General features: G+C 67.6%; 21 protein-coding genes. 10 read left to right on the top strand and 11 right to left on the bottom strand.

Translation table 11 applies throughout. The features are described 5' to 3' along the window. Positions 1-62 precede the first annotated feature (62 nt). The 7 genes from ACFV4R_RS19415 (at position 63) to ACFV4R_RS19445 (ending at position 6,331) form a co-directional block, all read left to right on the top strand. The gene (locus ACFV4R_RS19415) at positions 63-734 is read left to right on the top strand and encodes a GntR family transcriptional regulator (RefSeq protein WP_377204122.1); all 672 of its coding nucleotides are present in this window, start codon (positions 63-65) and stop codon (positions 732-734) included. Beyond that, the gene (locus ACFV4R_RS19420) at positions 731-2,149 is read left to right on the top strand and encodes an amidase (protein WP_377204121.1); all 1,419 of its coding nucleotides are present in this window, start codon (positions 731-733) and stop codon (positions 2,147-2,149) included. Before ACFV4R_RS19415 ends, ACFV4R_RS19420 begins: the two co-directional genes overlap by 4 nt. Positions 2,150-2,319: 170 nt before the next feature. Beyond that, entirely contained in the window at positions 2,320-3,120 is an 801-nt protein-coding gene (locus ACFV4R_RS19425) for a transporter substrate-binding domain-containing protein (protein ID WP_377204120.1), read from the top strand. 6 nt (positions 3,121-3,126) lie between these two features. Then, on the top strand, positions 3,127-3,828 hold the full coding sequence (locus ACFV4R_RS19430; RefSeq protein WP_377204119.1) for an amino acid ABC transporter permease: 702 nt from the start codon (positions 3,127-3,129) through the stop codon (positions 3,826-3,828). Next, entirely contained in the window at positions 3,825-4,574 is a 750-nt protein-coding gene (locus tag ACFV4R_RS19435; protein WP_377204118.1) for an amino acid ABC transporter ATP-binding protein, read from the top strand. The genes ACFV4R_RS19430 and ACFV4R_RS19435 overlap by 4 nt, the downstream gene beginning before the upstream one ends. After that, a complete protein-coding gene (locus ACFV4R_RS19440) occupies positions 4,575-5,348 on the top strand; it encodes a fumarylacetoacetate hydrolase family protein (RefSeq protein WP_377204117.1) in 774 nt (257 codons plus the stop codon). Beyond that, positions 5,345-6,331, top strand: a complete 987-nt coding sequence (locus ACFV4R_RS19445; protein WP_377204116.1) for a DUF4862 family protein — start codon at positions 5,345-5,347, stop codon at positions 6,329-6,331. Before ACFV4R_RS19440 ends, ACFV4R_RS19445 begins: the two co-directional genes overlap by 4 nt. 23 nt (positions 6,332-6,354) lie before the next feature. Here ACFV4R_RS19445 and ACFV4R_RS19450 read toward each other — a convergent pair whose 3' ends face one another. Beyond that, positions 6,355-8,184 carry a gamma-glutamyltransferase family protein gene (locus tag ACFV4R_RS19450; protein WP_377204115.1) on the bottom strand — a complete coding sequence of 610 codons (1,830 nt, stop codon included), beginning with the start codon at positions 8,182-8,184 and terminating at the stop codon, positions 6,355-6,357. A gap of 220 nt (positions 8,185-8,404) precedes the next feature. On the opposite strand from ACFV4R_RS19450, the gene ACFV4R_RS19455 reads away from it, so the two are divergent. The 3 genes from ACFV4R_RS19455 to ACFV4R_RS19465 are packed head-to-tail and all read left to right on the top strand — an operon-like array spanning position 8,405 to position 10,358. After that, positions 8,405-9,130: a hemerythrin domain-containing protein gene (locus tag ACFV4R_RS19455; protein WP_377204114.1), complete on the top strand. Its 726-nt coding sequence runs from the start codon at positions 8,405-8,407 to the stop codon at positions 9,128-9,130. An 8-nt stretch (positions 9,131-9,138) separates the two neighbouring features. After that, on the top strand, positions 9,139-9,498 hold the full coding sequence (locus tag ACFV4R_RS19460; protein ID WP_377204113.1) for a hypothetical protein: 360 nt from the start codon (positions 9,139-9,141) through the stop codon (positions 9,496-9,498). 56 nt (positions 9,499-9,554) lie between these two features. Further along, positions 9,555-10,358 carry an alpha/beta fold hydrolase gene (locus ACFV4R_RS19465; protein WP_377204112.1) on the top strand — a complete coding sequence of 268 codons (804 nt, stop codon included), beginning with the start codon at positions 9,555-9,557 and terminating at the stop codon, positions 10,356-10,358. A 176-nt stretch (positions 10,359-10,534) separates the two neighbouring features. Here ACFV4R_RS19465 and ACFV4R_RS19470 read toward each other — a convergent pair whose 3' ends face one another. The 10 genes from ACFV4R_RS19470 to ACFV4R_RS19515 all read right to left on the bottom strand — a co-directional run bounded on the left by ACFV4R_RS19470 (position 10,535) and on the right by ACFV4R_RS19515 (position 20,781). Next, on the bottom strand, positions 10,535-11,377 hold the full coding sequence (locus tag ACFV4R_RS19470; protein WP_377204111.1) for an esterase/lipase family protein: 843 nt from the start codon (positions 11,375-11,377) through the stop codon (positions 10,535-10,537). 386 nt (positions 11,378-11,763) lie between these two features. Next, positions 11,764-12,441 (bottom strand): SDR family NAD(P)-dependent oxidoreductase, encoded by a 678-nt coding sequence (locus ACFV4R_RS19475; protein ID WP_377204110.1) that lies wholly within the window; start codon positions 12,439-12,441, stop codon positions 11,764-11,766. Then, complete coding sequence (locus ACFV4R_RS19480; protein WP_377204109.1) at positions 12,434-13,711, bottom strand: exo-alpha-sialidase; 1,278 nt, start codon at positions 13,709-13,711, stop codon at positions 12,434-12,436. Before ACFV4R_RS19480 ends, ACFV4R_RS19475 begins: the two co-directional genes overlap by 8 nt. Before the next feature lie 4 nt (positions 13,712-13,715). Continuing rightward, entirely contained in the window at positions 13,716-14,507 is a 792-nt protein-coding gene (locus ACFV4R_RS19485) for an HpcH/HpaI aldolase/citrate lyase family protein (RefSeq protein WP_377204108.1), read from the bottom strand. A gap of 51 nt (positions 14,508-14,558) precedes the next feature. Further along, complete coding sequence (locus ACFV4R_RS19490; protein WP_377204107.1) at positions 14,559-15,548, bottom strand: aldo/keto reductase; 990 nt, start codon at positions 15,546-15,548, stop codon at positions 14,559-14,561. A gap of 33 nt (positions 15,549-15,581) precedes the next feature. Then, positions 15,582-16,409 carry an ATP-binding cassette domain-containing protein gene (locus tag ACFV4R_RS19495; RefSeq protein ID WP_377204106.1) on the bottom strand — a complete coding sequence of 276 codons (828 nt, stop codon included), beginning with the start codon at positions 16,407-16,409 and terminating at the stop codon, positions 15,582-15,584. Then, positions 16,402-17,328, bottom strand: coding sequence for an ABC transporter ATP-binding protein (locus ACFV4R_RS19500; protein WP_377204105.1), 927 nt, complete (start codon positions 17,326-17,328; stop codon positions 16,402-16,404). The genes ACFV4R_RS19495 and ACFV4R_RS19500 overlap by 8 nt, the downstream gene beginning before the upstream one ends. A gap of 1 nt (position 17,329) precedes the next feature. Further along, positions 17,330-18,271, bottom strand: a complete 942-nt coding sequence (locus tag ACFV4R_RS19505) for an ABC transporter permease (RefSeq protein ID WP_377204104.1) — start codon at positions 18,269-18,271, stop codon at positions 17,330-17,332. Next, on the bottom strand, positions 18,268-19,203 hold the full coding sequence (locus tag ACFV4R_RS19510; protein WP_175319720.1) for an ABC transporter permease: 936 nt from the start codon (positions 19,201-19,203) through the stop codon (positions 18,268-18,270). The genes ACFV4R_RS19505 and ACFV4R_RS19510 overlap by 4 nt, the downstream gene beginning before the upstream one ends. 3 nt (positions 19,204-19,206) lie before the next feature. Beyond that, positions 19,207-20,781 (bottom strand): ABC transporter substrate-binding protein, encoded by a 1,575-nt coding sequence (locus ACFV4R_RS19515; RefSeq protein ID WP_377204103.1) that lies wholly within the window; start codon positions 20,779-20,781, stop codon positions 19,207-19,209. Positions 20,782-20,917 lie beyond the last annotated feature (136 nt).

The raw sequence follows: 20,917 nt of genomic DNA on the forward strand, positions 1-20,917 counted from the left end.
AACCCTGCGTAAACTCAGCCCGGGGCAGGCGGGAGGAAAAATGTAGACAGTAGTCTTGGAGCATGATCCAGCAAGAGAGCCTCGTTTCACTGGCCGCCAGGGAGATCCGAAAGCTGATTGTCAGTGGCGAATTGGTGCCCGGCGACAAGTTGAATGAGCCTCCCCTCGCCGAAAAGCTGGGCATCTCCCGTCCTCCGCTGCGTGAGGCATTGCGGACCCTTGAAAGCGAGGGCCTTCTTGAGCAGTCACCGAGGCGCGGATACCGCGTGGTGTCCATGACGGACACCGACATTGACGAGATCTACTCGCTCCGGCGCGCACTGGAGATGTTCGCACTGGACCGCCTTCTGGCCCGGAAGGACCCCGGCGCGTACTCATCGCTGGACCCGATCATGAAAGCCATGCGGGCAGCAGCAAGGCGCGGCGACCGGCCGGCAGTGGTCCAAGCCAACATCGACTTCCATACCGCACTGGTTGATGCCGCCGGCCACCGCAGGCTCAGCGACACCTACCGCTCCCTCATGGTGCAGATGCAGGTTTCCATGGCGGCCAATGTCCTCAACGAGGAACGGTCTAAGGGTGACCTGAGCAAGGGGTGCGACAGGCACGCCGAACTGTTGGAGTGCCTGCGCTCGGGGGACGCCGACCGGATCCGGCGCGAATTCGAGGAGCACGGCGAGCGCGACTACCTCGCCCGGCAGGGCTCGACCACCAAAAAGGAGGCCAGTGAATGAGCAGCTCACTCCTTGCAGCACTGAACTCCGGATTCTCGGACGCCACGTCCATCGCCGAGGCCTTCCGCACGGGCAGGAAATCCGCCGTCAGCATCCTCGCCGAAGCCCGCGCCATTGCCGACTCCCCGCAGGGCAAGGACCTCAACGCCTTTATCAGCGAGGACTGGGACAGCGCGGAACGGGCCGCTGCAGCCCTCGATTCCCGCCGGGCTGCGGGCGGAACGCTGGGCCCGCTGGCCGGGATCCCGTTCAGCGTCAAGGACGTGGTTGCGGTGGCAGGCTTTCCCGTCACGGCCGCCAGCAAGGCGTTCGCCGCCACCATGGCAAACACCACCGCCCCCGCGGTGCAGCGGCTCCTTGACGCTGACGCCATCCTTGTGGGCAAGACCAACTGCCCCGAATTCGCCTTCGGCATGACCTGCGAAAGCCCCCTGCTGGGCAGGACGGGCAATCCGCGCTACCCGGACGCCACCCCTGGCGGATCCAGCGGCGGTGAGGCCGCCTCGGTCGCCGCAGGCATCTCTGCGTTGGGCGTAGGAACGGACTTCGGCGGGTCACTGAGATGGCCCGCGCAGTGCGTGGGCATCGCGGCCTTGCGGCCCGGGATCGGCGCGCTCCCCGGCGAAGGGCAGGTACCGGGCCTGGCTGGGAACTTCGGGGACGACGGCGTAATCCCGGCGGTGAGCCCCGGCATGCAGGGATCCTTCCAGACGGTGGGCCCACTGGCCCGTTCCGTCCGTGACCTCCGGGCGGCCTATACCGTGATGGCCGGTTCGCCTACGGAGCCGCTGCCCACGCAGGAGGGGCCGATACGGGTTGCGTGGAGCGATGGCCGGGCGTTCGGCCCGGTCCGCACGGAGGTCGCCGAGGTCATGGTGCGGCTGGCCGCCGCCATCGCCGCGGCGGGCCATACGGCCACGGAACAGCCTGATCTTTTTGCCGACTGCCTGCCCACCTACAACCGGCTGCGCGAACTGGACCCCATGGTGGACCACGCCGCCGCGGTTGCCGGCAGGGAGGATGCCATTACCGGCGCCAACCTGCAGACCATCAAAAATTCGCTGGCAGCGTCGCCCGGGGAAACTGCCCGGGCACGCCTGGCTGCGGACGCGGCCCGCACCGGCGCTATCAGGCAGCTTGAGTCCGTTGACATCGCTTTGCTTCCCGTCGCCGGTGGCCCCGCGGCCCGGGTGGACGGCACGCTGGACGTGGACGGCGAGCAGCTGCAGGGATGGGAAATCATGGGCCCGTGCCGGGCGGTGACACTCACGGGATGCCCCGTGGTGTCGCTTCCGGTGGGACTTTCCGCTGAGGGCTTTCCCCTCTCGGTGCAGGTGGTGGCGCCTCCGGGCGGGGAACTTGCTGCCCTCGCTTTTGCCGAGCTCCTGGAGCAATTGGCGGCAGACGCCGGCTGAACTGGCGCGGTAAACGGCCCGTCCAATGGCCCCGCTTCGTCAAAGTGTCTACAGAATTCATAATTAACGTTCCGGAAACGAAGCGGGCGATTTCCGGACACACGGAACCCATAGCGTCATCCGTGTCAGCACATCACTGGCACATGGATCACCGAAAGTGGGAAGCCCGCATGTTTTCACGCACCAGCAAAGCCGCCGTAGTAGCCGCCCTGGCAGCGCTAACCCTCGCTGCCAGTGGCTGCGCAGCAACCAGCAACACATCCGCTGAGTCCGCGCCAAAGGAAAAGTTCACCATCGCCACGAGCGGCACCTTCCGGCCCATCACCTTCTCTGAAGCCGGCAAGCTCACCGGCTTCGACATTGAAGTGGGCACCCTGATTGCGGAGAAGCTCGGCATGGAGCCTGAATTTGTGGAAGGCCAGCTGACCGGACTCCTCCCGGGCCTGAACAGCGGCAAGTTCGACGCCGTCATGTCCGGCTTGACCATGACTGATGCGCGTAAACAGTCCATCACTTTCTCCACGCCCTACCTGGCGGACGGAGCCGTGGCGGTGGTGAAGAAGGACAACACGAAGGTGGAGCAGCTCAGTAAGCTGGACGGCCTGGTGGTGGGAGCCATCGGCGGTTCTGGAACGGAATCGGACGTCAAAGGCATCGGCGGGTTCACCGAGCTGAAGGCCTACCCCGGCGCCCCCGAAGGGTTCGCGGACGTAGCCGCCGGCCGGATCGAGGTCTTCGCAACCGGCAGGATCGCCGCAGAGAACTTCATGAAGAACTCCCCGCTGGCGTCGGAACTGAAAATTGTGGGCGACGTTTACGGCACCAAGCCCGCCGGCGTCGGACTCCCGAAGGACGACACCGAAATGAAGCCCAAGGTGGACAAGATCATTGAGGAGCTCAAGGCAGACGGCACCCTGGAAGAACTGAACCAGAAGTGGTTCGGATTCACGGTCGAGATCCCCTCCGCCTGATCAACCATGAACACCTATGAGCCCGGCTCTGTAGCAGCCGAATACTTCCCGATCTTCCTGGCCGGGGCGCTGACCACGCTGGGAATCGTTGCCGCAGCGATCGTCTGCGCCACCGTTCTTGGCTACGTCATCGCCACCCTGAGGCTCTCCCGGGTCCGTGCCCTGCGGATCTTTGCAGCCGCCTACGTATGGTTCTTCCGCGGCCTGCCGCTCATGCTGTCCCTGTTCTTCTTCTATTACACGAAGCCGTTCGGGCTGACCATGGACGCCTTCACGGCGGGGCTGATCGCCATGAGCCTCAACTCGGCGTCGTTCTTTTCCGAGATCATCAGGGCCGGGCTCAAATCGGTAAACGCGGGCCACCTGGAGGCTGCGGACTCAGTGGGCATGAACCCGCTGCAAAAGTTCTTCCGGGTCACGGCGCCGGAAGGCATCCGGCTCATGACTCCCCCGTACATCAACAACTGCATCATCATGCTGAAGGAGTCGGCACAAATCTCAGTGATCACCGTGCCGGACCTGATGCTGCAGGGCCAGAAGGCGTACAACTCCACCTACAACGTCATGGAAACCCTGGGCGTCGTGGCGGCCATGTACCTGGTCATGACCAGCCTCCTGATGGTCCTGCAACTCGTCATCGAAAAGAAAATGGGCCGCAAGATGGGCACCACCAAGCAACTCCGTGAGGCTGTAGGGAGCATGGCATGATCGGCATCACCGGATTGACCAAGAGCTACAACTCGCGCCAGGTCCTGAAAGACGTGGACCTGCGGATCCTGCCCGGCGAGGTGGTGGCCATCATCGGCCCCAGCGGAGCAGGGAAAAGCACGCTGCTGCGGTGCATCAACATGCTGGAGGTGCCCGACGCAGGCCGCATCCACGTGGACGGCCGCCAGGTGTTCTACACACCCAACGGGCGGGGAAAGCTGGGCGTGCTGGACCAGTTTCGGCTGACCTGGCTCCGGCGGGAGATCGCCATGGTGTTCCAGCAGTTCAACCTCTGGCCGCACCGCACGGTCCTGGACAACCTTTTGGAAGGCCCGGTGATCGCCAAAGGGCAGAAACGGGCCGACGCCGTTCCGCGGGCTATGGAGAAGCTGCGGTCCGTGGGCCTGGAGGACAAGGCGGACGCTTATCCGGCGGACCTGTCCGGCGGGCAGCAGCAGCGGGTGGCTATTTGCCGGGCGCTGATGATGGACCCCAAGGCCATCCTGTTCGATGAGCCCACATCCGCCCTGGATCCGGAGCTGGTGAATGAGGTGCTGGACATCATGGCGAAACTGGCCAAGACAGGCATGACCATGGTGATCGTGACCCACGAGATGAAGTTCGCCCGCGAGGTCGCCGACCGCGTGATCTTCATGGAACATGGAGGCATTGTGGCCGAAGGGCCGCCGGACGAAGTGTTCCAGCACCCCCGCCTGCGCGTGTACGCCTCACACCTGAGCCACTGAATGGCCCGGTATCCCCTGGTCGGGGCCGAGCCGGGTCCGGACCAACGTCCGTCCCTGGTCTGCGCCCTGTTGCCGGGCGTCCGGATCCCCGGGCAGCTGATCGGCATTGGCGAAAACTACTGGCCAGCGCCTGGTCCGGAAGTCCCTTTATGTCCGGTGCCCGCCGGAGGCACAGCCCCGGACCGGCGGGCACCGGGACGCATCCCCCTGGTCTTCGGCAAGTTCGCGGGCAGCCTGGCCGGGGACGGTGCCCCGATCATCCTTGACCCGGCACTGGCCGGGCAGGTGGTCTGCGAAGGCGAGCTCGCCGTCGTCATCGGAAGCCTCCTCAAGGACGCGGGAAGCGCCGAGGAGGCACTGCGGGCAGTGGCGGGTGTGACGGTGGCCAATGATGTATCGGCCCGGGACCTCCAGGCTGCGGACGTCCAGTCCACGCGGGGGAAGAGCCTGGACTCGTTCTGCCCCCTCGGCCCTGACCTGGTGACGCTAGATGAGATTCCTGACCTGCAGTCACTCCGCATCAGGACCACGGTGAACGGCGACCTGGCCCAGGACTCGTCCACGGCAAGCATGGTCTTCAGCGTGGCGGAACTCCTCATCTTCTGTTCCCGCTTCATGACCCTGTACCCCGGCGATGTAATCCTCACCGGCACCCCGTGGGCCGCCGACGAGTCCGTCCTGGAGCTCAGTCCGGGTGACATCGTCTCGGTGGAAATTGCGGGCGTGGGAAAACTGTCGAACCCCGTCATGTCCGCAGCGGCGGCCCGGGTGTGAGCGGCAGTCCGGGCCTGATCCTGAGCAGCTACGCGGCAGCGCCCGCCCTGGACGGATGGAACCCGGAGGCTGAGGCGGCTCTCCTTCACGCGGCAGCCAGGCTGCCCGGCGTTTCCGGGCTTGAGATTCCGTTCTACCCCACGGGCCAGTTGCATAAGTACGACGGCGACTGGCTCCTTGAGCAGGTACGGCACCTTCCCGACCACCTGACGTTTGTGGTGACCACCATTCCGGACACGATGTCCAGGCTGGATGGCTCAGCCGACTTCGGGCTGGCGTCCCTGACCTCGGCCGGGAGGCAGGCCGCCGTGGCGCGTGCCGCCGCTGCCGCAAGGGCGGTGCGAGCGCTCAACAGCGTACTGGGCCGCCCGGCCGTCCGCGCGGTGCATCTGTTCAGCGCGCCGCGCCCGGTTCCCCACGGTGTGCCTGCCGGTGCCGCGGGCATCGGCCCCCTGGCTTCCTCGCTGGAGCAGCTCGCGGCGTTCGAATGGGACACTGCAAGGCCGGTACTGGAGCACTGTGACGCGGCAAAATCTGGCCAAACACCGGTCAAGGGCTTCCTGACGCTGGAGGAGGAACTGGAGGCAGTCACCGCCTCAGGAACTGGAACGGGAGTGGCGGTTAACTGGGGCCGTTCAGCCATTGAAGGCCGCGCCGGACGTACCGCCGGGTGCCACATCCGTAGGTGCCTGGACTCGGAACTGCTGGCCGGGGTTGTCCTCTCCGGATGCGCCCCGGTAGCCACCCGTTTCGGCGAAGCATGGGATGACTGCCATGTGCCGCCTGCACCCGTGGAGCCGGCGTCGTTGTTGACTCCCGCGGCGGTCCGGTCGGTAAGCGCTGCACTGGAGTCCGCACCCGGTGGCCCGAACACCGAGGTTTATCGCGGGCTGAAGGTGTCCGCGCCGCAGGGTTCGTCAGTGGACCAAAGGGTAGGGCTGCTGTCTGATTCGATCGATGTTGTTCGGGCTGCCGGTTTCTGACGGCCGGAGCCTTGCTGACGCAATTACCGTCCGGCCGCGTACCCCTGCGCTCCCCGCGGGTTGGCCGCCGCCCTCAGGATCCCGGTGGCGGGGTCGCGTTCCACGGAGGACAGCCGGCCGAGGGCCCAATCCCCCGCCCGGGTGACCAGGTGCCCGCGCTCCACGAGGCCGGTGATCACCGCGTCGCCCAGGCGGTCCTCCACCACCGCGCCGCCCGGCGTCCACGTCCGCGGCCAGAAGGACCCGGGGATGGACGTGGTGTGGAAAGCGGGTGCGTCGATGGCCTGTTGCGGCTCGTACCCGCCCACGATGGTCCGGAGCAGGTACAGCAGCTGCCACTGGTCCTGCTGGTCCCCGCCGGGCGATCCGAGTGCGGCCACAGGTTCGCCGTCCTTCAGCACCAGCGTGGGCGTCAGGGTGGTGCGGGGCCGTTTGCCCGGGGTGAGGGTTGAGGGCGCACCCTCTTCGAGCCAGGTGGTTTGCAGCCGCGATCCCAGGCAGAATCCCAGCCCGGGAATGGCCGGGGAAGATTGCAGCCAGCCGCCGGACGGCGTGGCCGAGACCATGTTGCCCCACCGGTCCACCACGTCCAGGTGGCAGGTGTCCCCGCGCGTCTCACCGGTCGGTTGGACAGTGGGTTCGCCCACGCCGGGAAAGGCATGCCCGCCACGTTCAGCGATCGACGGCGGGAGGTACTCCGTGCGCAGCGGCGGGAGGAACGGTTGGTGGCCGGGAACAGCGCCGGGGCGGAACTCATGGGACGCCTGCTCACCGATCAGCTTCCGCCGCTCGGCAGCGTATCCGGGGCTCAGCAGGTGTTCCAGCGGCACGTCGGCGTCGCCGTAGTACGCCTCGCGGTCGGCTATGGCCAGCTTCTGGGCTTCGAGGATGGTGTGCGCGCCGAGTGCTGTGGACGGGTCCAGGTGTTCATCGGAGAAGCCGTCGAGGATCGCGAGCGTCTGGAGGAGCGCCGGGCCCTGCCCCCAGGCGCCCGTCTTGGCGATGGTGTGGCCGCGGAACTCCAGGGTGGCGGCGGGCTCGTACCCTGCTTCGAACGCGGCGAAGTCGGCGGCGGTGATGACGCCGGCATGATCCGTTCCGGACGAGTGCCGGTGCGGGCCGGTGAGGAAGTCAGCCGCGGTGGTGGCTACGAATCCTTCGCGCCATTCGCGGCGGGCGGCGTCGATCCGGGCCTCCCGCTCCCCCGTCTTCTCACCCGAGGCCGGGCCGCCGGCGGCAATGAGCCGGTCCAGGACATCCGCGTATTCCGGGTTCTTGAGGAGGTCGCCTCCTGCCGGGACTTTTCCGCCGCGAAGCCACAGCGCGGCGGACGAGGGCCAGTGCTCGGTGAAGAGCCCTGCAACGGAGGCGATGGTGCTGCACACGCGCTCCAGCACAGGGTGGCCGTTCCGGGCATAGCCGATGGCAAAGGCCAGCACGTCCGCGAGCTCCCATGTGCCGTGGTCCCGCAGGAGCAGCAGCCAGGCGTCGACGGCGGCCGGGACGGCGGCGGCGAGCCCACCGGCGCCGGGGACCAGCTCCAGCCCTTCGGCAAGGTAGTGGTCCCGGGTGGCTGCGGCCGGGGCGGGCCCCTGGCCCATCAGCACCACAGGCTCCGAGGGGTTGGCGGCAGTGACGAAGATGCCCGTCATGTCCCCGCCGGGACCGTTCAGGTGCGGCTCCACCACATGCAGGACGAAGGCACCTGCCACCGCGGCGTCGAAGGCGTTTCCGCCCCGTTCCAGCACTGCCTGGGCCGAGGCGGTGGCCAGCCAGTGGGTGGACGCGGTCATGCCGAAGGTGCCGCGGAGCGTTGGGCGGGTGGTGGCGGTGTCTGCAGGCGTGAAGGTCACGCTTGATTGTTTCCGCTGGCGGCCGCGGGGTCCAACAGGGGTTGCTCCGTGTGTCGCCGGGACCTCCTGAAGGCGAGACGTACGACGGCGGTGCGTCCCGCCGTCGTACGTCCTGCTGAGCTGCCGCGCATCATTCCGCACGCCATTGTTCAGGGCCCGGTGCGGCGATACGATGCTCGCGGGGAGAGGCCTGGTCTCGCGACGAACAGGGGGCCATCCCGTGACCGACTTCTTCACCATGCAGCCCGGCGAGACCGCCGCTCCCCTGCCGCCCGGGCCGGTCTTGTGCACCGGGACCGCGGCCATGCGGCGCATCCACCGCTTCTTCCTGTGGGCGTACGGCGAGGCGCCCGGCCTGGTCCGCTCCGTGACGGCGGGCGATACTGGGCGGGCCGCGTACGTCGGGGAGGTGCTGGGGAACTTCGACATGGTCCTCCACGTGCACCACGAGGGCGAGGACCTGCTCATGTACCCGCCGCTGGAGCAGCGCGCCCCCGGCTGTGCCCTGCATATCGCGCAGATGCTGGAGCACCACCGGCAGGTCACCCAGCGGCTGGAACGGATTGAGCCGGTACGGCTGCGCTGGATGGCGACGGCGGGTGAATCGGACGCGTCGGAACTCGCCGCGCTGTATGAGGACCTGAAAGCCGTGCTGGACGTGCACCTGCGCCGCGAGGTCACCGAGGTCATGCCGGTGGTGGACCGGGTGATGACCGAGAAGGAAGCCGCGGCCGTGGGGCAGCACGGGATCAACAAATTCGATAAGAGATTCATGGTGGCGTACCTCGGCATGGTGCTGGCCACGAACCCTCCGGCTGACCGGGTTGAGCTGTTCAAGGAGATCCCGGCACCGGTGCGGCTGGCGTACAAGCTGGTGGGGCGGCGGATGTACCGGAAGCAGTACGCCACGCTGTTCCCGGGGCGGCCCGTTCCGGAGACGCTGTAGGGACGCGGATGGACCGGCGCGGTGCCGCTGTGGCGGCGGTCAAGGCGGTGCACACGCTGGCGTGGTTCTCCATCGAGTCGTGCGTGGTCTACGTGCTCATCGCAGGGTTGGCGGGGCGGACCGACCGGCGGGTTAGCGTGGCCGCCGCGGTGGTTGCCGGCGAATCCCTGGTGTTCGCGGGCAACGGATTCCGGTGCCCGCTCACCGGCCTGGCCGAACGATACGGCGCTGAGAGCGGGTCCGTCACGGACATCTACCTGCCACGATGGTTCGCCCACAACCTGCCCGCCATCCACGTGCCACTTTTGGTGCTGATGGTCTACCTCCACGCCCGGAACCTCCGCCGCCAGCCTCTGCGTGACCGCTGACCTTTCGACTGTTCCGGCCCCATTGCGCGGTTCCGGTGCGGGCGTACAGTTCTTGCATGGAACCGATTCGGGTCATCCTGTTGCCCGGCGCAGTGCTCCCCGCCGATCTGGCCTACGCGCGCCTGATCGAAGCGCTGGGGCCGGGCGTGAGCGCCGTCGCCAAGGAACTTGAGCTGTACCGGGAGGACCAACCACCAGCCAGATGGACGCTGGACACGGAGGTGGACGGCGTCCTGCGCGAGGCTGATGCCCGGGGCTGGCAGAGCTTCCACCTGGTGGGATATTCGGGCGGCGGTGCGGTGGCGCTGGCGTTCGCCGCTCAGCATCCGGAGCGGCTGCAGAGCCTTGCCGTGCTGGAGCCGGCCTGGGCCGGAAGCTGGGACTGGAGCCACTCCTACACTGAACACCGCCGCCGGTACGGCCAGCTGGAAGCGCTTCCTCCGGACGAGTTCATGGCCGGATTCATGCGGCTCCAGGTGAGGGACGACGTCGTCCTGCCGCCTCAGGAGGCCGGTCCCCCGCCGCCGTGGATGGCCAGGCGGCCCGCCGGGATCCGTGCTTTCCTGCGCACTTTCCGGGACTATGACCTGGACCGGTCGCGGCTCGCCGCCTTCACGAGGCCGGTGTACTACGCCGTGGGCGGGCTCAGCCATCCCGATGACCAGGGCGATGTTGCGGCCCGGCTGGCCAGGGTCTTCTTCCCGGACTTCCAACTGGAGGTCTTTCCCCGGCGCCACCACTTCGACCCGCCCCACCGGGTTGAGCCCGAACGGCTGGCGGAGTCGCTGCACCGGCACTGGGCTGTGGCGGAGGGCCGCCCCGCCGGACAGCATGGGGCCCTGGAGTCCCGCGCTTCCTGAGAAGGGCGTCCTGGCAGCCCGGGTTGTGTGCGCGCCCGGAGCGCCGAAAACGCTGGAACGGTGCGGGGACGCTGAAGCGTTCCAGCGTCCCCGTACCGTTCCAGCGTCCTGGGCGGGTGGCGGGCACACAGCCAACCACCCGCCGTCGTACGTTCTTCTTTGCTGAGGCGTGCGCGCTAGAGGCAGACCGGCTGGAACGCGGGGTCCGCGGGACCGGACGCGCGGCCCAGTGCGTTGCCCACCCACTGGTGCACCACGGGATCGTTGGGCGTCTGGTCGTGCTCGAAGACGTCGGCCGGGCACTTGTCCTGGATGGTGAGATTGGTGACCTGGCGCGCGCTCCCGTTCAGGTACTGGCTGTTATAGGGGATCACTACCTCGTCGTACTTCGTGGAGATGACGGTGTACGACGGCCCGGCCACGGTGTCGCCGATCGAGTTGAGCTTCTGCATGAAGGTTGAACCGGCCTGCTGGTCCGCGCAGGCAGCACACCCGGCAAGGGTGTAGTCAGGCGTGGGCAGCATGTCCGGTGGCGGGACGATCAGGCCCTTGGTGCCGTGGTTGGACGGCGCGATACCCACCAGGTGGTGGACATACTTGGCGCCGCCCAGGAAGCCCATGTAGTACCGGGGCATCATGCCGCCCTGGCTGTGGCCCACCAGGTCCACCTGCTTGGCACCGGTGGCGGCCCGGACGGAATCCACGAACGGGGCAAGCTGCTTGGCGGACTCGGCCACGGGGGCGGTGGCGTACACGCCGTTGGTGGCGCCGTAGTTCAGGGCGAACACGCAGTACCCCTGGCTCTTGAGGTAGGGCGACATGGTGGACCAGTTCTTCGCCATGCTTTCGAACGTTCCCGGCACCAGGATGACTGGGTAGGGGTGCTCTGCCGACGGTTTGCAGGACCAGTCGTTGGCGCCTGGCGGGGAAACGTCGACGGCCTGGGCAGGGACCGCCATCAGGGATGTGGCGAGGAGCGCTGCTGCGGCAACGGACAGGGCCCGGGATAGGAAGGACATGGAAACCTCTTTGTTCGTCTGTCTTCGGAGGAAGCCCGGCGCCTGATGTTGGGGGTCATCAGGCGCCGGGCCGGTTTCCATGCTGGCAGCGCCACGGCCCGGAGGCAGCGGATCTGCACGAATGTGCGGCGTATCCGGTGGTGTGGCGGCACCTCGCCTGAGCGGGGCCGGCCGAGCGTTGTTACTGGTCAGTAGGTACTTTCTGTGGCGCTCGGGTGTGGACGCCCACCCAACGGCTCCTGCACAAACGTGCACGGCGCCCCCGTCTGGGTACCGGGAGAGAGCACGCGTTCGGGAAGAAGCCACCACAAGTGAGCGCGCGTTCGGGTTAAAGCCGCCACAAGTGAGCGGGCGTCCGGAAAGAAGCCGCCACAGGTGAGCGGGCGTCAGAGGGAGGCGCCGCCGCAGATGACGTAGTTCTGGCCGGTGATGGACTTGCCGTGCGGGCCCAGGAGGAACGCGGCCAGGGCGGCGACGTCGTCCGGGTCCACCAGGGCACCCAGCGCGGGCAGCTTCACCGGGGTGGCGGCGCGGCCGGGGTCGTTCAGCATCGGGGTGTCGGTGGGGCCCGGGGACAGCACATTGACGGTGATGCCCCGCGGAGCGAGCTCCTGCGCCCACGTCCGGCCCAGCCCCATCAACGCAGCCTTGGTGGCGGCATAGTGGCTCTTGCCCGGCATGCCTGTGGAGGTGCGGCTGCCCAGAAGGACGATCCGGCCGCCGTCGGGCATGGATGGCACCAGCGCGTTGGCCAGGACCGACGCCGCCGCCACGTGGACGGTGAACATGCCCGCCAGCGCGGCCGGGTCAAGGGAGCCGATATGGGCGGTCCGCTGGAACCCGGCGGCGTGCACCAGGGCGTGGGCCGGCCGCAGCCCGGCCACGTCGTCAGCCAGGGATTCAGGATCAGATAAGTCCGCCTGCAGCCACTCGAACTTTCCGTCCAGGGACGTCTCGGTGCGGCTCAGCCCGGTGACGGACCAGCCGTCGGCCAGCAGCCGTCTGGTGATGGCCTGCCCGATGCCGGAGCTGCACCCGGTGACCACCGCATGCTGTTCAGTCATTGATGGAGCCGTCCTCCAGGCCGCCCGGCGTCTGCGTGCCGTCGTAGGCCCACTGCGGGTCCACGCGGACGAACTTGATGGCCTGCCGGAAGTACGTGTACGCGATGTTCAGTGCACCGTCCGGGCCCTGGTGGATGGACGGGTAGGAGTATTCGCGGTTGAGTCCGTCGCGGGAGTTGTTGGACAGGCAGTAGCCGTCGCCCACGTCCAGGTTGCGCCGGATGGGCCAGGAACGGCCGGAGTCTTCGGAGATCGCCAGCGTCATCGGGGACCGCGGGGTGCCCCAGAAGGCCTTCCGTTCGCCGCTGTCGCCGGCTCCCGGACCTGCGTCGGCGTCCGTGACCACCGGTTCGGTGATCTGGCCCTGTTCCTCAGCCAGGCCGTCGTCGTCGATCTCGTCGTAGAGCGAGAGCCGCCGCTCGGTGGAGGCCTCGGCCCGGCTGTGGTTGTAGACCAGCGCCAGGCGGCCGTCGGCGAGCGCCACGTACTGGATGGACGAGTTGTTGTTCGGCAGCTCGGTGGGGACCGGCTCGCTCCAGGTGGACCCGTCGTCGGTGGAGCGGGATTCGTAGATGGAGTCGGCCCAGCGGCTGCGGAACAGGGCCAGCAGGGTGCCGTCGGCCACGGGCTGGATGTTCATGTGGACGCAGCCCAGGCTGCCGGGGAGCACGGTTTCGGACCACGTGGCGCCGGCGTCGTCGGAGATCATCACGGCGCTGTCGTCGCTGTTGCCCACCCACTTTTCGCCCGGGGTGGTGATGCAGCGGAAGATCGGGATGATCAGGCGGCCGGACGGGAGCACCACGGGCAGCTGGCGGACGAACACGCCGCCGGTTTCGTTCGCGGCAAACAGAGTTTCTACGGGTCCCCAGGTGCGGCCGCTGTCCAGGGAAATACGACGCCGGACCTCGGCGGTGTCCTGGTTGCCCGCCTTCTGCGCGGTGTACAGGAGCCAGAGGGCGCCGTCCGTGTTCGTGAACAGGATGGGGTTCTGCTCCGAGCGTGCCGAATCGTCGGAGAGCTGTTCGGACCCGGACCACTGGCTGCTGCCGGGTTCCAGGGCGGAGAACCAGATGGAAATGTCCGGCACGCCTTCCTGGGTGCCGCCGAACCAGACGCAGCCCAGCCGGCCGTCCGGGAGGGTGAGCAGGTTGGCCGCGTGGCTCTGCACGGTGGGCGCGGGCAGGTAGGCGAAGTCGGCGCCGTCGGCCGTTTTTACAACGCCGTCCGGGGTGATGGTGCTGTACTCGTCGGTGGTGGTGTTCGTCATGGGATTAGTCCTCTTTGGTTCCGGCAGCGGAAGTTGCGGCGTCGAGGTGGGACTTGGCGATCTGTTCCAGGTGCGTCAGGTCCGAGGCGATGGTGGTGAAGGTGTAGCCCTGCGTCAGCCGCTGCGCCGCCACGGTACCCGCGGGGGTGTGGATGCCGGCGGCGATGCCCGCGGAGGCGGCGGCCTCGGCGATGGTCTCCAGGGCGGCGTTGAATTCGGTCTCGACGGCGGGGTCCCCGGGGAAGGCCCCGCCCACGGCGATCGCGAGGTCGGACGGGCCCACGTAGATGCCGTCCAGGCCTGGGGTGGCGCAGATTTCCTTGACGTTGGCCAGGCCCTCAGGGGTTTCGATCATGGCGAAGACCAGGGTGGTGGCGTTGGCCTCGGCCGGGACGGGGCCGATGCGCAGGGCCGAGCGCATGGGGCCGTAGGAGCGGCCACCCAGCGGCGGGTACTTCGCTGCCGCCACGGCCGCGGCGGCGTCTTCGGCGTTGTTGATGAGCGGAACGATGACCCCCACGGCGCCGGCGTCCAGTGCCTTGCCGATGGCGGTGAAGTCGTTGGCTTCCGTGCGGACCATGCCGACGGCGGTGTGCCCGGCGTCGATGGCCATCAGCCCGTTGAGTACGCCGGAGTAGCCCAGCAGGCCGTGCTGCGCGTCCAGGGCCACGTAGTCGTAGCCGAGGCGGCCGATGCGTTCGGTGGCCACGGGCGCGTCCAGCACCGCCCAGTAGCCCACCGCCTGCTCACGGGCGCGGATCTTGCGGGCGAATTCGAGGGCCAGTTCGGAGGTCATCAGAGTCCTTCAGTCAGTTCGGTTCAGTCAGTGCGAAGAGTCAGGAAAGCGTCAGCGGTTGTAGGCGGGCATCGGGCCGCGGAGAGAGGTGCCCACGGTGTCGCAGGCTTCCACGACGTCGGCCGGGAGCGGTCCGTTGCCCACGGCGGCGATGTTGGCGCGCAGCTGCTCCACCTTGGATCCGCCCAGCAGGAGGGACCCGACGCCGTCACGGTAGGCGAGCCAGCGCAGCGACAGTTCCGCGAGGGTCACGTCAGCGTCGGCGGCGATCCGGGACAGCTCGCCGATCGCGTCGAACAGCTGCTTGTCCCAGTACCGCTGCGTGTACATGGCCGCGAGCTTGGAGTCTCCGTAGCGGCCCTCGGTGGGCTTGGCGTCGAAGCTGTGCTTGCCGGTCAGCAGGCCGCCGCCCAGCGGGTTGTAGACCATGGTGTGCACGTTGTGGGTGGACGCGAACTCGAGGTATTCCTCCTCCAGCCGGCGGGCCACCAGGTTGTAGAGCTGCTGCGCGACGACGGGCTGCGGCGCCCCCACTTCACGGGCCGTGTGGATCACGTCGGCGATCTGCCAGGCGGCGAAGTTGGACACACCCAGTGCGCCGATCTTCCCCTCGGCAACCAGCTCGGCAACGGTCGAAAGGGTCGAGGCCAGAGGCGTGGCCCGGTCCGGCTGGTGCAGGTAAAAGAGGTCGATGCTGTCCACGTTCAGGCGGCGCAGGCTGCCTTCAACGCTGGCACGCAGCCCCTCAGGCGACAACGGCGTATTGGAGCCGTGGTCCGCGTGCGGCATGCCGGCCTTGGAAGCCAGGATGACGCCGTCGCGCTTTCCCTTCAGGAGGCGGGCGAGCATCTCTTCGGTGACCCCGCCCACGTAGGCGTTGGCGGTGTCGATGGTGGTGATGCCGGCGTCGAGTGCCTCGGACACCATGCGGCCGGCGGTGGCCTCGTCAACGGTGTCGCCGAACGTCATGGTTCCCAGGACCAGCCGGGAGATGGGGAGTTTCAGGCCGTCCACCTGGGCGCCTTCGGGCTGCGTGCTCATGCGTTGATTCCTCGTGGTTGCGTGCGGGAAGAGTTACTGGTTGGACAGGGCCAGGGAGCGGACGATGTGCCGCGGCTTCAGGCCGGTCATGGTGGAGGGGTCCAGGGCCGCGCGGCGGAGCTTGCGGGTGTAGTCCTCCTTGGGGGCGGTCAGGACGGACGCGGTGCTGCCGTGTTCCACGAGCTTGCCGCGCTGCATCACCATGACGCTATCGCTGATCTCCTGCACCACGCCAAGGTTGTGCGAGATGAACACGTAGGTGATGCCGGTTTCGTCCTGGATGGATTTCAGCAGCCGGAGCACCTGTGCCTGCACGGAGACGTCCAGGGCGCTGGTGGCTTCGTCGCAGACCAGCAGTTCGGGCTTGGAGGCGAGCGCCCGGGCAATGCCGATGCGCTGGCGCTGGCCGCCGGAGAATTCGCCGGGGTGCTTCTCCAGGGACCGGACGGGCAGGCCCACCTGGTCGATCAGCTTGGCGGCCGCCTTGTGGCGTTCGGCCTTGGAGCGGATGCCCTGCAGCTTGAGGGGTTCGGCCACGATTTCCTGGGCGGTCATGTGCGGATCCAGCGAACCGTACGGGTCCTGGAACACCATCTGGAACTTGGAGCGCATGGGCCGGAGCTTCGCTTCGCTCATGGACGCGATGTCCGTGCCGTCCAGGTTGATGGATCCGCTGGTGGGGGTCACCAGCCGCATGAGGGCCTTGGCGATGGTGGATTTGCCGCAGCCGGATTCACCCACCACGGCGATGGTCTTGCCTTTGTCCACGGAGAACGAGACGTTGTCCACGGCCCGGAACGTGCCGCCGGGGACGTGGTAGTCCACCACCAGGTTGTCGACGGCGAGGAACGGCTTAGTCATTGCGTGCTCCGGTCTGGGTGAGGGCGGGGTCGGTGGTGGCGGCACGGCGGCCGGTGGCGGCGGGCGTTTCGTCCCACTCCCCCAGCACCGGCACGGCGGCCAGCAGGGTCTGCGTGTATTCGGTGGCGGGGTGGTCCACAATCTGCTGGACCTCGCCGGATTCGACGAAGGAGCCGTCCTTCATCACGTGGATGCGGTCCGAGATGAGCCGGGCCACGCCGAGATCGTGCGTGATCATCAGGATGCCGATGCCGCGCTGTTCCTGCAGTTCCAGCAGCAGGTCCAGGATGCCGGCCTGCACGGTGACGTCCAGGGCCGAGGTGGGCTCGTCCGCCACCAGCAGCTGCGGCTCACTCGCCAAAGCGATGGCAATCAGCACACGCTGCAGCATGCCGCCGGAGAGCTGGTGCGGGTACTTCTTCAGCTGCTTTTCCGGTGTGGGGATGTGCACCTGTTCCAGCAGCCGCACGGCCCGGGCCTGCAGGGCGGCTTTGTCCTTGGCGGACGCGGCGCCGGCGATGCTGATGGCTTCGAACAGCTGGCTGCCGATCGAGTGGACCGGGCTGAGCGCCGTCATGGGGTCCTGCGGGATGAGCGCCAGGGTCTTGCCGCGCACCTTGTTGATGGCCTTGGGGTCTGCGGAGATGTCGACGCCGTCAATCAGCACGGTGCCGGACAGTACCGCCAGGTCCTCGGGCAGCAGGCGGAGGATGCCCATCGCCGTCGTGGACTTCCCGGAACCGGACTCGCCGATGATGGTGACCGTTTCGCCGCGGTGGATGCTGAAGCTGACGGCGTCCACGGCGCGGATGATGGCGGTGTCCGTGATGAGCTCCACCTGGAAGTCGCGGACCTCCAGCAGGGGCTGTTCGGTGAACTCGGTGGTCTTTGCGGACGGGGTCTCAGATGCAGAGGTCATGTCAGGCACCCTTCTTCTTGCGGCGGGGACGGTCGCGGAGGCCGTCGCCCAGCAGGTTGACGCCCACCACCATGAGCACGATCACCAGGCCGGGCAGGGTGACCATCCACCAGGAGGTGGTGATGTAGTCCTGGCCGTCGGAGATGATGCGGCCCCAGGTGGCGAAGGGCCGCTGCGGGCCGGCACCCAGGAAGGACAGCGCGGATTCGAGCAGCACGGCCTGGGCCAGCAGGAGCAGCACCACCAGGGTTGCCTGCTTGATGACGTTGGGGATGATGTGCTGGATGAGGATCTGGATGCGGTGCAGGCCCAGGATCCGGGCGGCGGAGACGTACGGCTTTTCGCGTTCCACCAGCACCATGGAGCGGGTGAGGCGGGCAACTTCGGGCCACTGGGCGATGGCGATCACGAACGTGATCACCGGGATGGACGGGCCGAACAGGGCCACCACCAGGAGCAGCATCATGAGCAGCGGCAGGGACATCTGGGCTTCGAGGATGCGGGAGATGATGGTGTCCACCCAGCCGCCGAAGTAGCCGGCGGCGGAGCCGAGGATCACGCCGATGGCACCGGAGACCAGCACCGCCAGCACGCCGATGGTCAGCGAGACCTGGCCGCCGTGCAGGACGCGGGACAGCAGGTCGCGGCCCAGCTGGTCGGTGCCGAACAGGTGCCCCTCCGTGAGCGGCGGCAGGCGCCGGGCGGCGAGGTCCTGGAAGTTGGCGTCCGGCAGCGGGAGCACGTTGGCCAGGATGATGGGGATGATCACCAGCAGGGTGCAAATGGTGCCCACCACCAGTTTCCACTGGGCGGATTTACGACGCCGGGTGGCGCCTGCCTTGGCGATGTCCGCCTTGGTGACGGCGCTGGGGCTGGGCTGCTTGGCTTGCGGCGAAGCGGACTGTGACGAACCTCCGGCGGGAGGTGCCGTATCGATGCTCATGCTGTTGCCGCCTTTCCAAGACGAACGCGGGGATCAAGGAGCGGGTAGGCGAGGTCGATGAGCAGCTGGACGCCCACCGCCAGGAGCGCGGTGATGAGGACCGTGGCCTGGATGAGGGGGTAGTCGCGGGTCTCGAGGGCCCGGACAATCAGGGAGCCCACACCGGGCCAGGCGAACACCACTTCAACCACCACCACGCCGTTGAGCATCGCGGCGAACCGGGTGCCCAGGGCGGTGAAGACGGGGATGGCGGAGTTGCCCATGGCGTAGCGCCAGGTGAGCAGGGAGCTGCGGACGCCGCGGGAGCGGGCCACCGTGAGGTACGGGGCGGCGAAGTTGGCGGTCATTTCGCGGCGGACCATGCGGGAGATCAGGGCGATCTGCAGGATGGCGATGGTGACGGTGGGGAGCACCAGTCCGCCCCAGGTGGCGAAGCCGGAGGCCGGGAAGATGGGCACCAGTACGGCGAAGCCGGTGAGGAGCATGATGCCGGTCCAGAAGTCGGGCATGGACTGCCCGGCGATGGTGAGCACGTTGACGCCGAATTCGCGGCCTGTGTCCGGGCGGCGGGACATCCACACACCCAGCGGGATGGCGACGACGGCGGTCAGCAGGATCGCGGCCGTGGCCAGGGTGAGGGTGTACGGCATGCGTTCGAAGACCACCTGCATGGCGGGTGCCTGGAACGAGTAGGACTGGCCCAGGTTGCCGGTGACCAGCTGCTGGATGAAGATCCAGTACTGCTCCAGCAGGGGCTTGTCCAGGCCGAACTGTTCCCGGACGGCGGCCAGCTGGTCGCTGGTGGCCAGGGGGCCGGCGTAGGAAACGGCGGGATCGCCCGGGGCCATGCGGATGAGGATGAACACGGTGGACACCGTGAGGAACACGGTCAGCAGGCCCTGTCCCAGGCGTTTGAGGATGTAGTTCGTCATGGCTTAGGCCTCCAGCCGGACATCAACGAGGGGGTAGGAGTTGGTGGGTGCCAGGTTGATCCCGGAGACCCGTTCCCGGTGGGCGAGGACGGACTTGGGGACGAAGGCCCAGGCGCAGGGCCAGGTGTCCCAGACTGCCTGCTGGGCTTCGTTGAGCAGTTCGGTCCTGCGGGCCGGGTCCGCTTCGGCGGAGGCGGCCTGGATCTTGGCGGTGACCTCAGGGATCACGTAGCCCTGGTAGGTGTCGCGGGTGGCTTCCTTTTCAGGGGTGCCGGTGTACATGCCCTGGAGCATGGTGATGGCCAGGCCGGTGGGGCTGGGGTAGCCGTTGCCCAGGAGGTCCCAGTCGCCCTGCTTGCCCTGGCGCCAGGCGAGGATGTTGCCGCCGGGTTCGAACTGCTGCAGCTCGGCCTTGACGCCGATCTTGCCGAACATTTCCACCAGGGCTTCCATCACGGAGGTGTCCGAGGCGAATTCGCCGGTTTCCCAGATGATCTTCAGGGTGAGGTCCTTGACGCCGAGTTCGGCGAGCCGGGCCTTGGCCTGCTCGGGGTCGTAGACGTATTCGCCGGTCTTGTAGTAGCCGGTGAGGCTGGAGGGGGTGACGCCTTCGGCCTGGGTGACGGAGTCCACCAGGACGTCCTTCACCAGGGACTGGCCGTCGATGGCCATGCTGAGGGCCTGCCGCACGCGTGGATCGGCCAGGGGGTGGCCGGCTGGTTTGCGGAAGTTGAAGAAGATCTGGTTGAGGCGGAGGCTGGAGGATTCCTGCAGCGTGACGCCGGGCAGGCCGCCCAGCTGTTCGCGGGAGTCCGGGGTGATGGAGTCGATCACGTCCACCTCGCCGCTGCGGAGGGCGATGACGCGGCTGGATTCCTCGGGGAGGAACCGGACTTCCACGTTGTCTACCTGCGGGGCGGGGCCCCAGTAGTTGGGGTTGCGTTCCAGGCTGTAGGTGCCGGCGCCGCGGTTGAACTTGGTGACCACGTAGGGGCCGGTGCCCAGGCCGTCCTGGAGTTCCTCCGGCTTGTTCTGCGCGGCGGGGGTAATCAGGATCATGCTCATGAGGCTGTCCAGGATGGGGACGGGCTTCTTGGACACCATCTTGAAGGTGCGCTCATCCACGGGGACAACCTCGGGGAATTCGGGGAAGAAGCCGGCCACGAAGGAGCCCTGCACCTGCTTGTACATCTTCAGGGCGGTGGCAACGTCCTCCACGGTGACGGGGCTGTTGTCCGAGTAGCGGATGCCTTCACGCAGGCGGACGGTCCATTCGGTGGGGCCGGTCATCTCGAAGCGTTCTGCCAGGACCAGGATGGGTTTGGTTTCGGGGCCGATGGCGGTGAGGCCCTGGCGGACGGCGCGCTGCACGGTGACGGCGGCGTCGAACTGGTTGAGCTTGTTGTCCAGGCTGACCAGGGAGCGGTTGAGGGCCAGGGTCAGGGTGCTGGGACCCGGGAGGCCGGTGGGGCCTGCGCAGCCGGCGAGGCTGCCAGTACCCAGCAGAAACCCTGCGGCCGCGCCGAACTGCAGCAGGCGGCGGCGGGAAATCTCACTTCCTTGAGGAAGAACGGTCATCGTTGACCTCTCGGTAGGTTGGGGGTTCGGCGGGCGCCGGGGTGGCGGTGCCGAATGTTGTGTCCATCACTTTGCCACTCCTGCGCAGTTTGCGCAACCCCTCTAGCGTGATTCGCGCAACCGTGTCATGATGATG

Origin of the sequence: Pseudarthrobacter sp. NPDC059871, from assembly GCF_042731175.1 — a bacterium.
Lineage (GTDB): Bacteria > Actinomycetota > Actinomycetes > Actinomycetales > Micrococcaceae > Arthrobacter.

Coding starts and splice junctions, on each gene's coding strand:
- ACFV4R_RS19415 (WP_377204122.1), top strand. CDS start 63: ATGATCCAGCAAGAGAGCCTCGTTTCACTGGCCGCCAGGGAGATCCGA.
- ACFV4R_RS19420 (WP_377204121.1), top strand. CDS start 731: ATGAGCAGCTCACTCCTTGCAGCACTGAACTCCGGATTCTCGGACGCC.
- ACFV4R_RS19425 (WP_377204120.1), top strand. CDS start 2,320: ATGTTTTCACGCACCAGCAAAGCCGCCGTAGTAGCCGCCCTGGCAGCG.
- ACFV4R_RS19430 (WP_377204119.1), top strand. CDS start 3,127: ATGAACACCTATGAGCCCGGCTCTGTAGCAGCCGAATACTTCCCGATC.
- ACFV4R_RS19435 (WP_377204118.1), top strand. CDS start 3,825: ATGATCGGCATCACCGGATTGACCAAGAGCTACAACTCGCGCCAGGTC.
- ACFV4R_RS19440 (WP_377204117.1), top strand. CDS start 4,575: ATGGCCCGGTATCCCCTGGTCGGGGCCGAGCCGGGTCCGGACCAACGT.
- ACFV4R_RS19460 (WP_377204113.1), top strand. CDS start 9,139: ATGGACCGGCGCGGTGCCGCTGTGGCGGCGGTCAAGGCGGTGCACACG.
- ACFV4R_RS19465 (WP_377204112.1), top strand. CDS start 9,555: ATGGAACCGATTCGGGTCATCCTGTTGCCCGGCGCAGTGCTCCCCGCC.
- ACFV4R_RS19470 (WP_377204111.1), bottom strand. CDS start 11,377: ATGTCCTTCCTATCCCGGGCCCTGTCCGTTGCCGCAGCAGCGCTCCTC.
- ACFV4R_RS19475 (WP_377204110.1), bottom strand. CDS start 12,441: ATGACTGAACAGCATGCGGTGGTCACCGGGTGCAGCTCCGGCATCGGG.
- ACFV4R_RS19480 (WP_377204109.1), bottom strand. CDS start 13,711: ATGACGAACACCACCACCGACGAGTACAGCACCATCACCCCGGACGGC.
- ACFV4R_RS19485 (WP_377204108.1), bottom strand. CDS start 14,507: ATGACCTCCGAACTGGCCCTCGAATTCGCCCGCAAGATCCGCGCCCGT.
- ACFV4R_RS19490 (WP_377204107.1), bottom strand. CDS start 15,548: ATGAGCACGCAGCCCGAAGGCGCCCAGGTGGACGGCCTGAAACTCCCC.
- ACFV4R_RS19495 (WP_377204106.1), bottom strand. CDS start 16,409: ATGACTAAGCCGTTCCTCGCCGTCGACAACCTGGTGGTGGACTACCAC.
- ACFV4R_RS19500 (WP_377204105.1), bottom strand. CDS start 17,328: ATGACCTCTGCATCTGAGACCCCGTCCGCAAAGACCACCGAGTTCACC.
- ACFV4R_RS19505 (WP_377204104.1), bottom strand. CDS start 18,271: ATGAGCATCGATACGGCACCTCCCGCCGGAGGTTCGTCACAGTCCGCT.
- ACFV4R_RS19510 (WP_175319720.1), bottom strand. CDS start 19,203: ATGACGAACTACATCCTCAAACGCCTGGGACAGGGCCTGCTGACCGTG.
- ACFV4R_RS19515 (WP_377204103.1), bottom strand. CDS start 20,781: ATGACCGTTCTTCCTCAAGGAAGTGAGATTTCCCGCCGCCGCCTGCTG.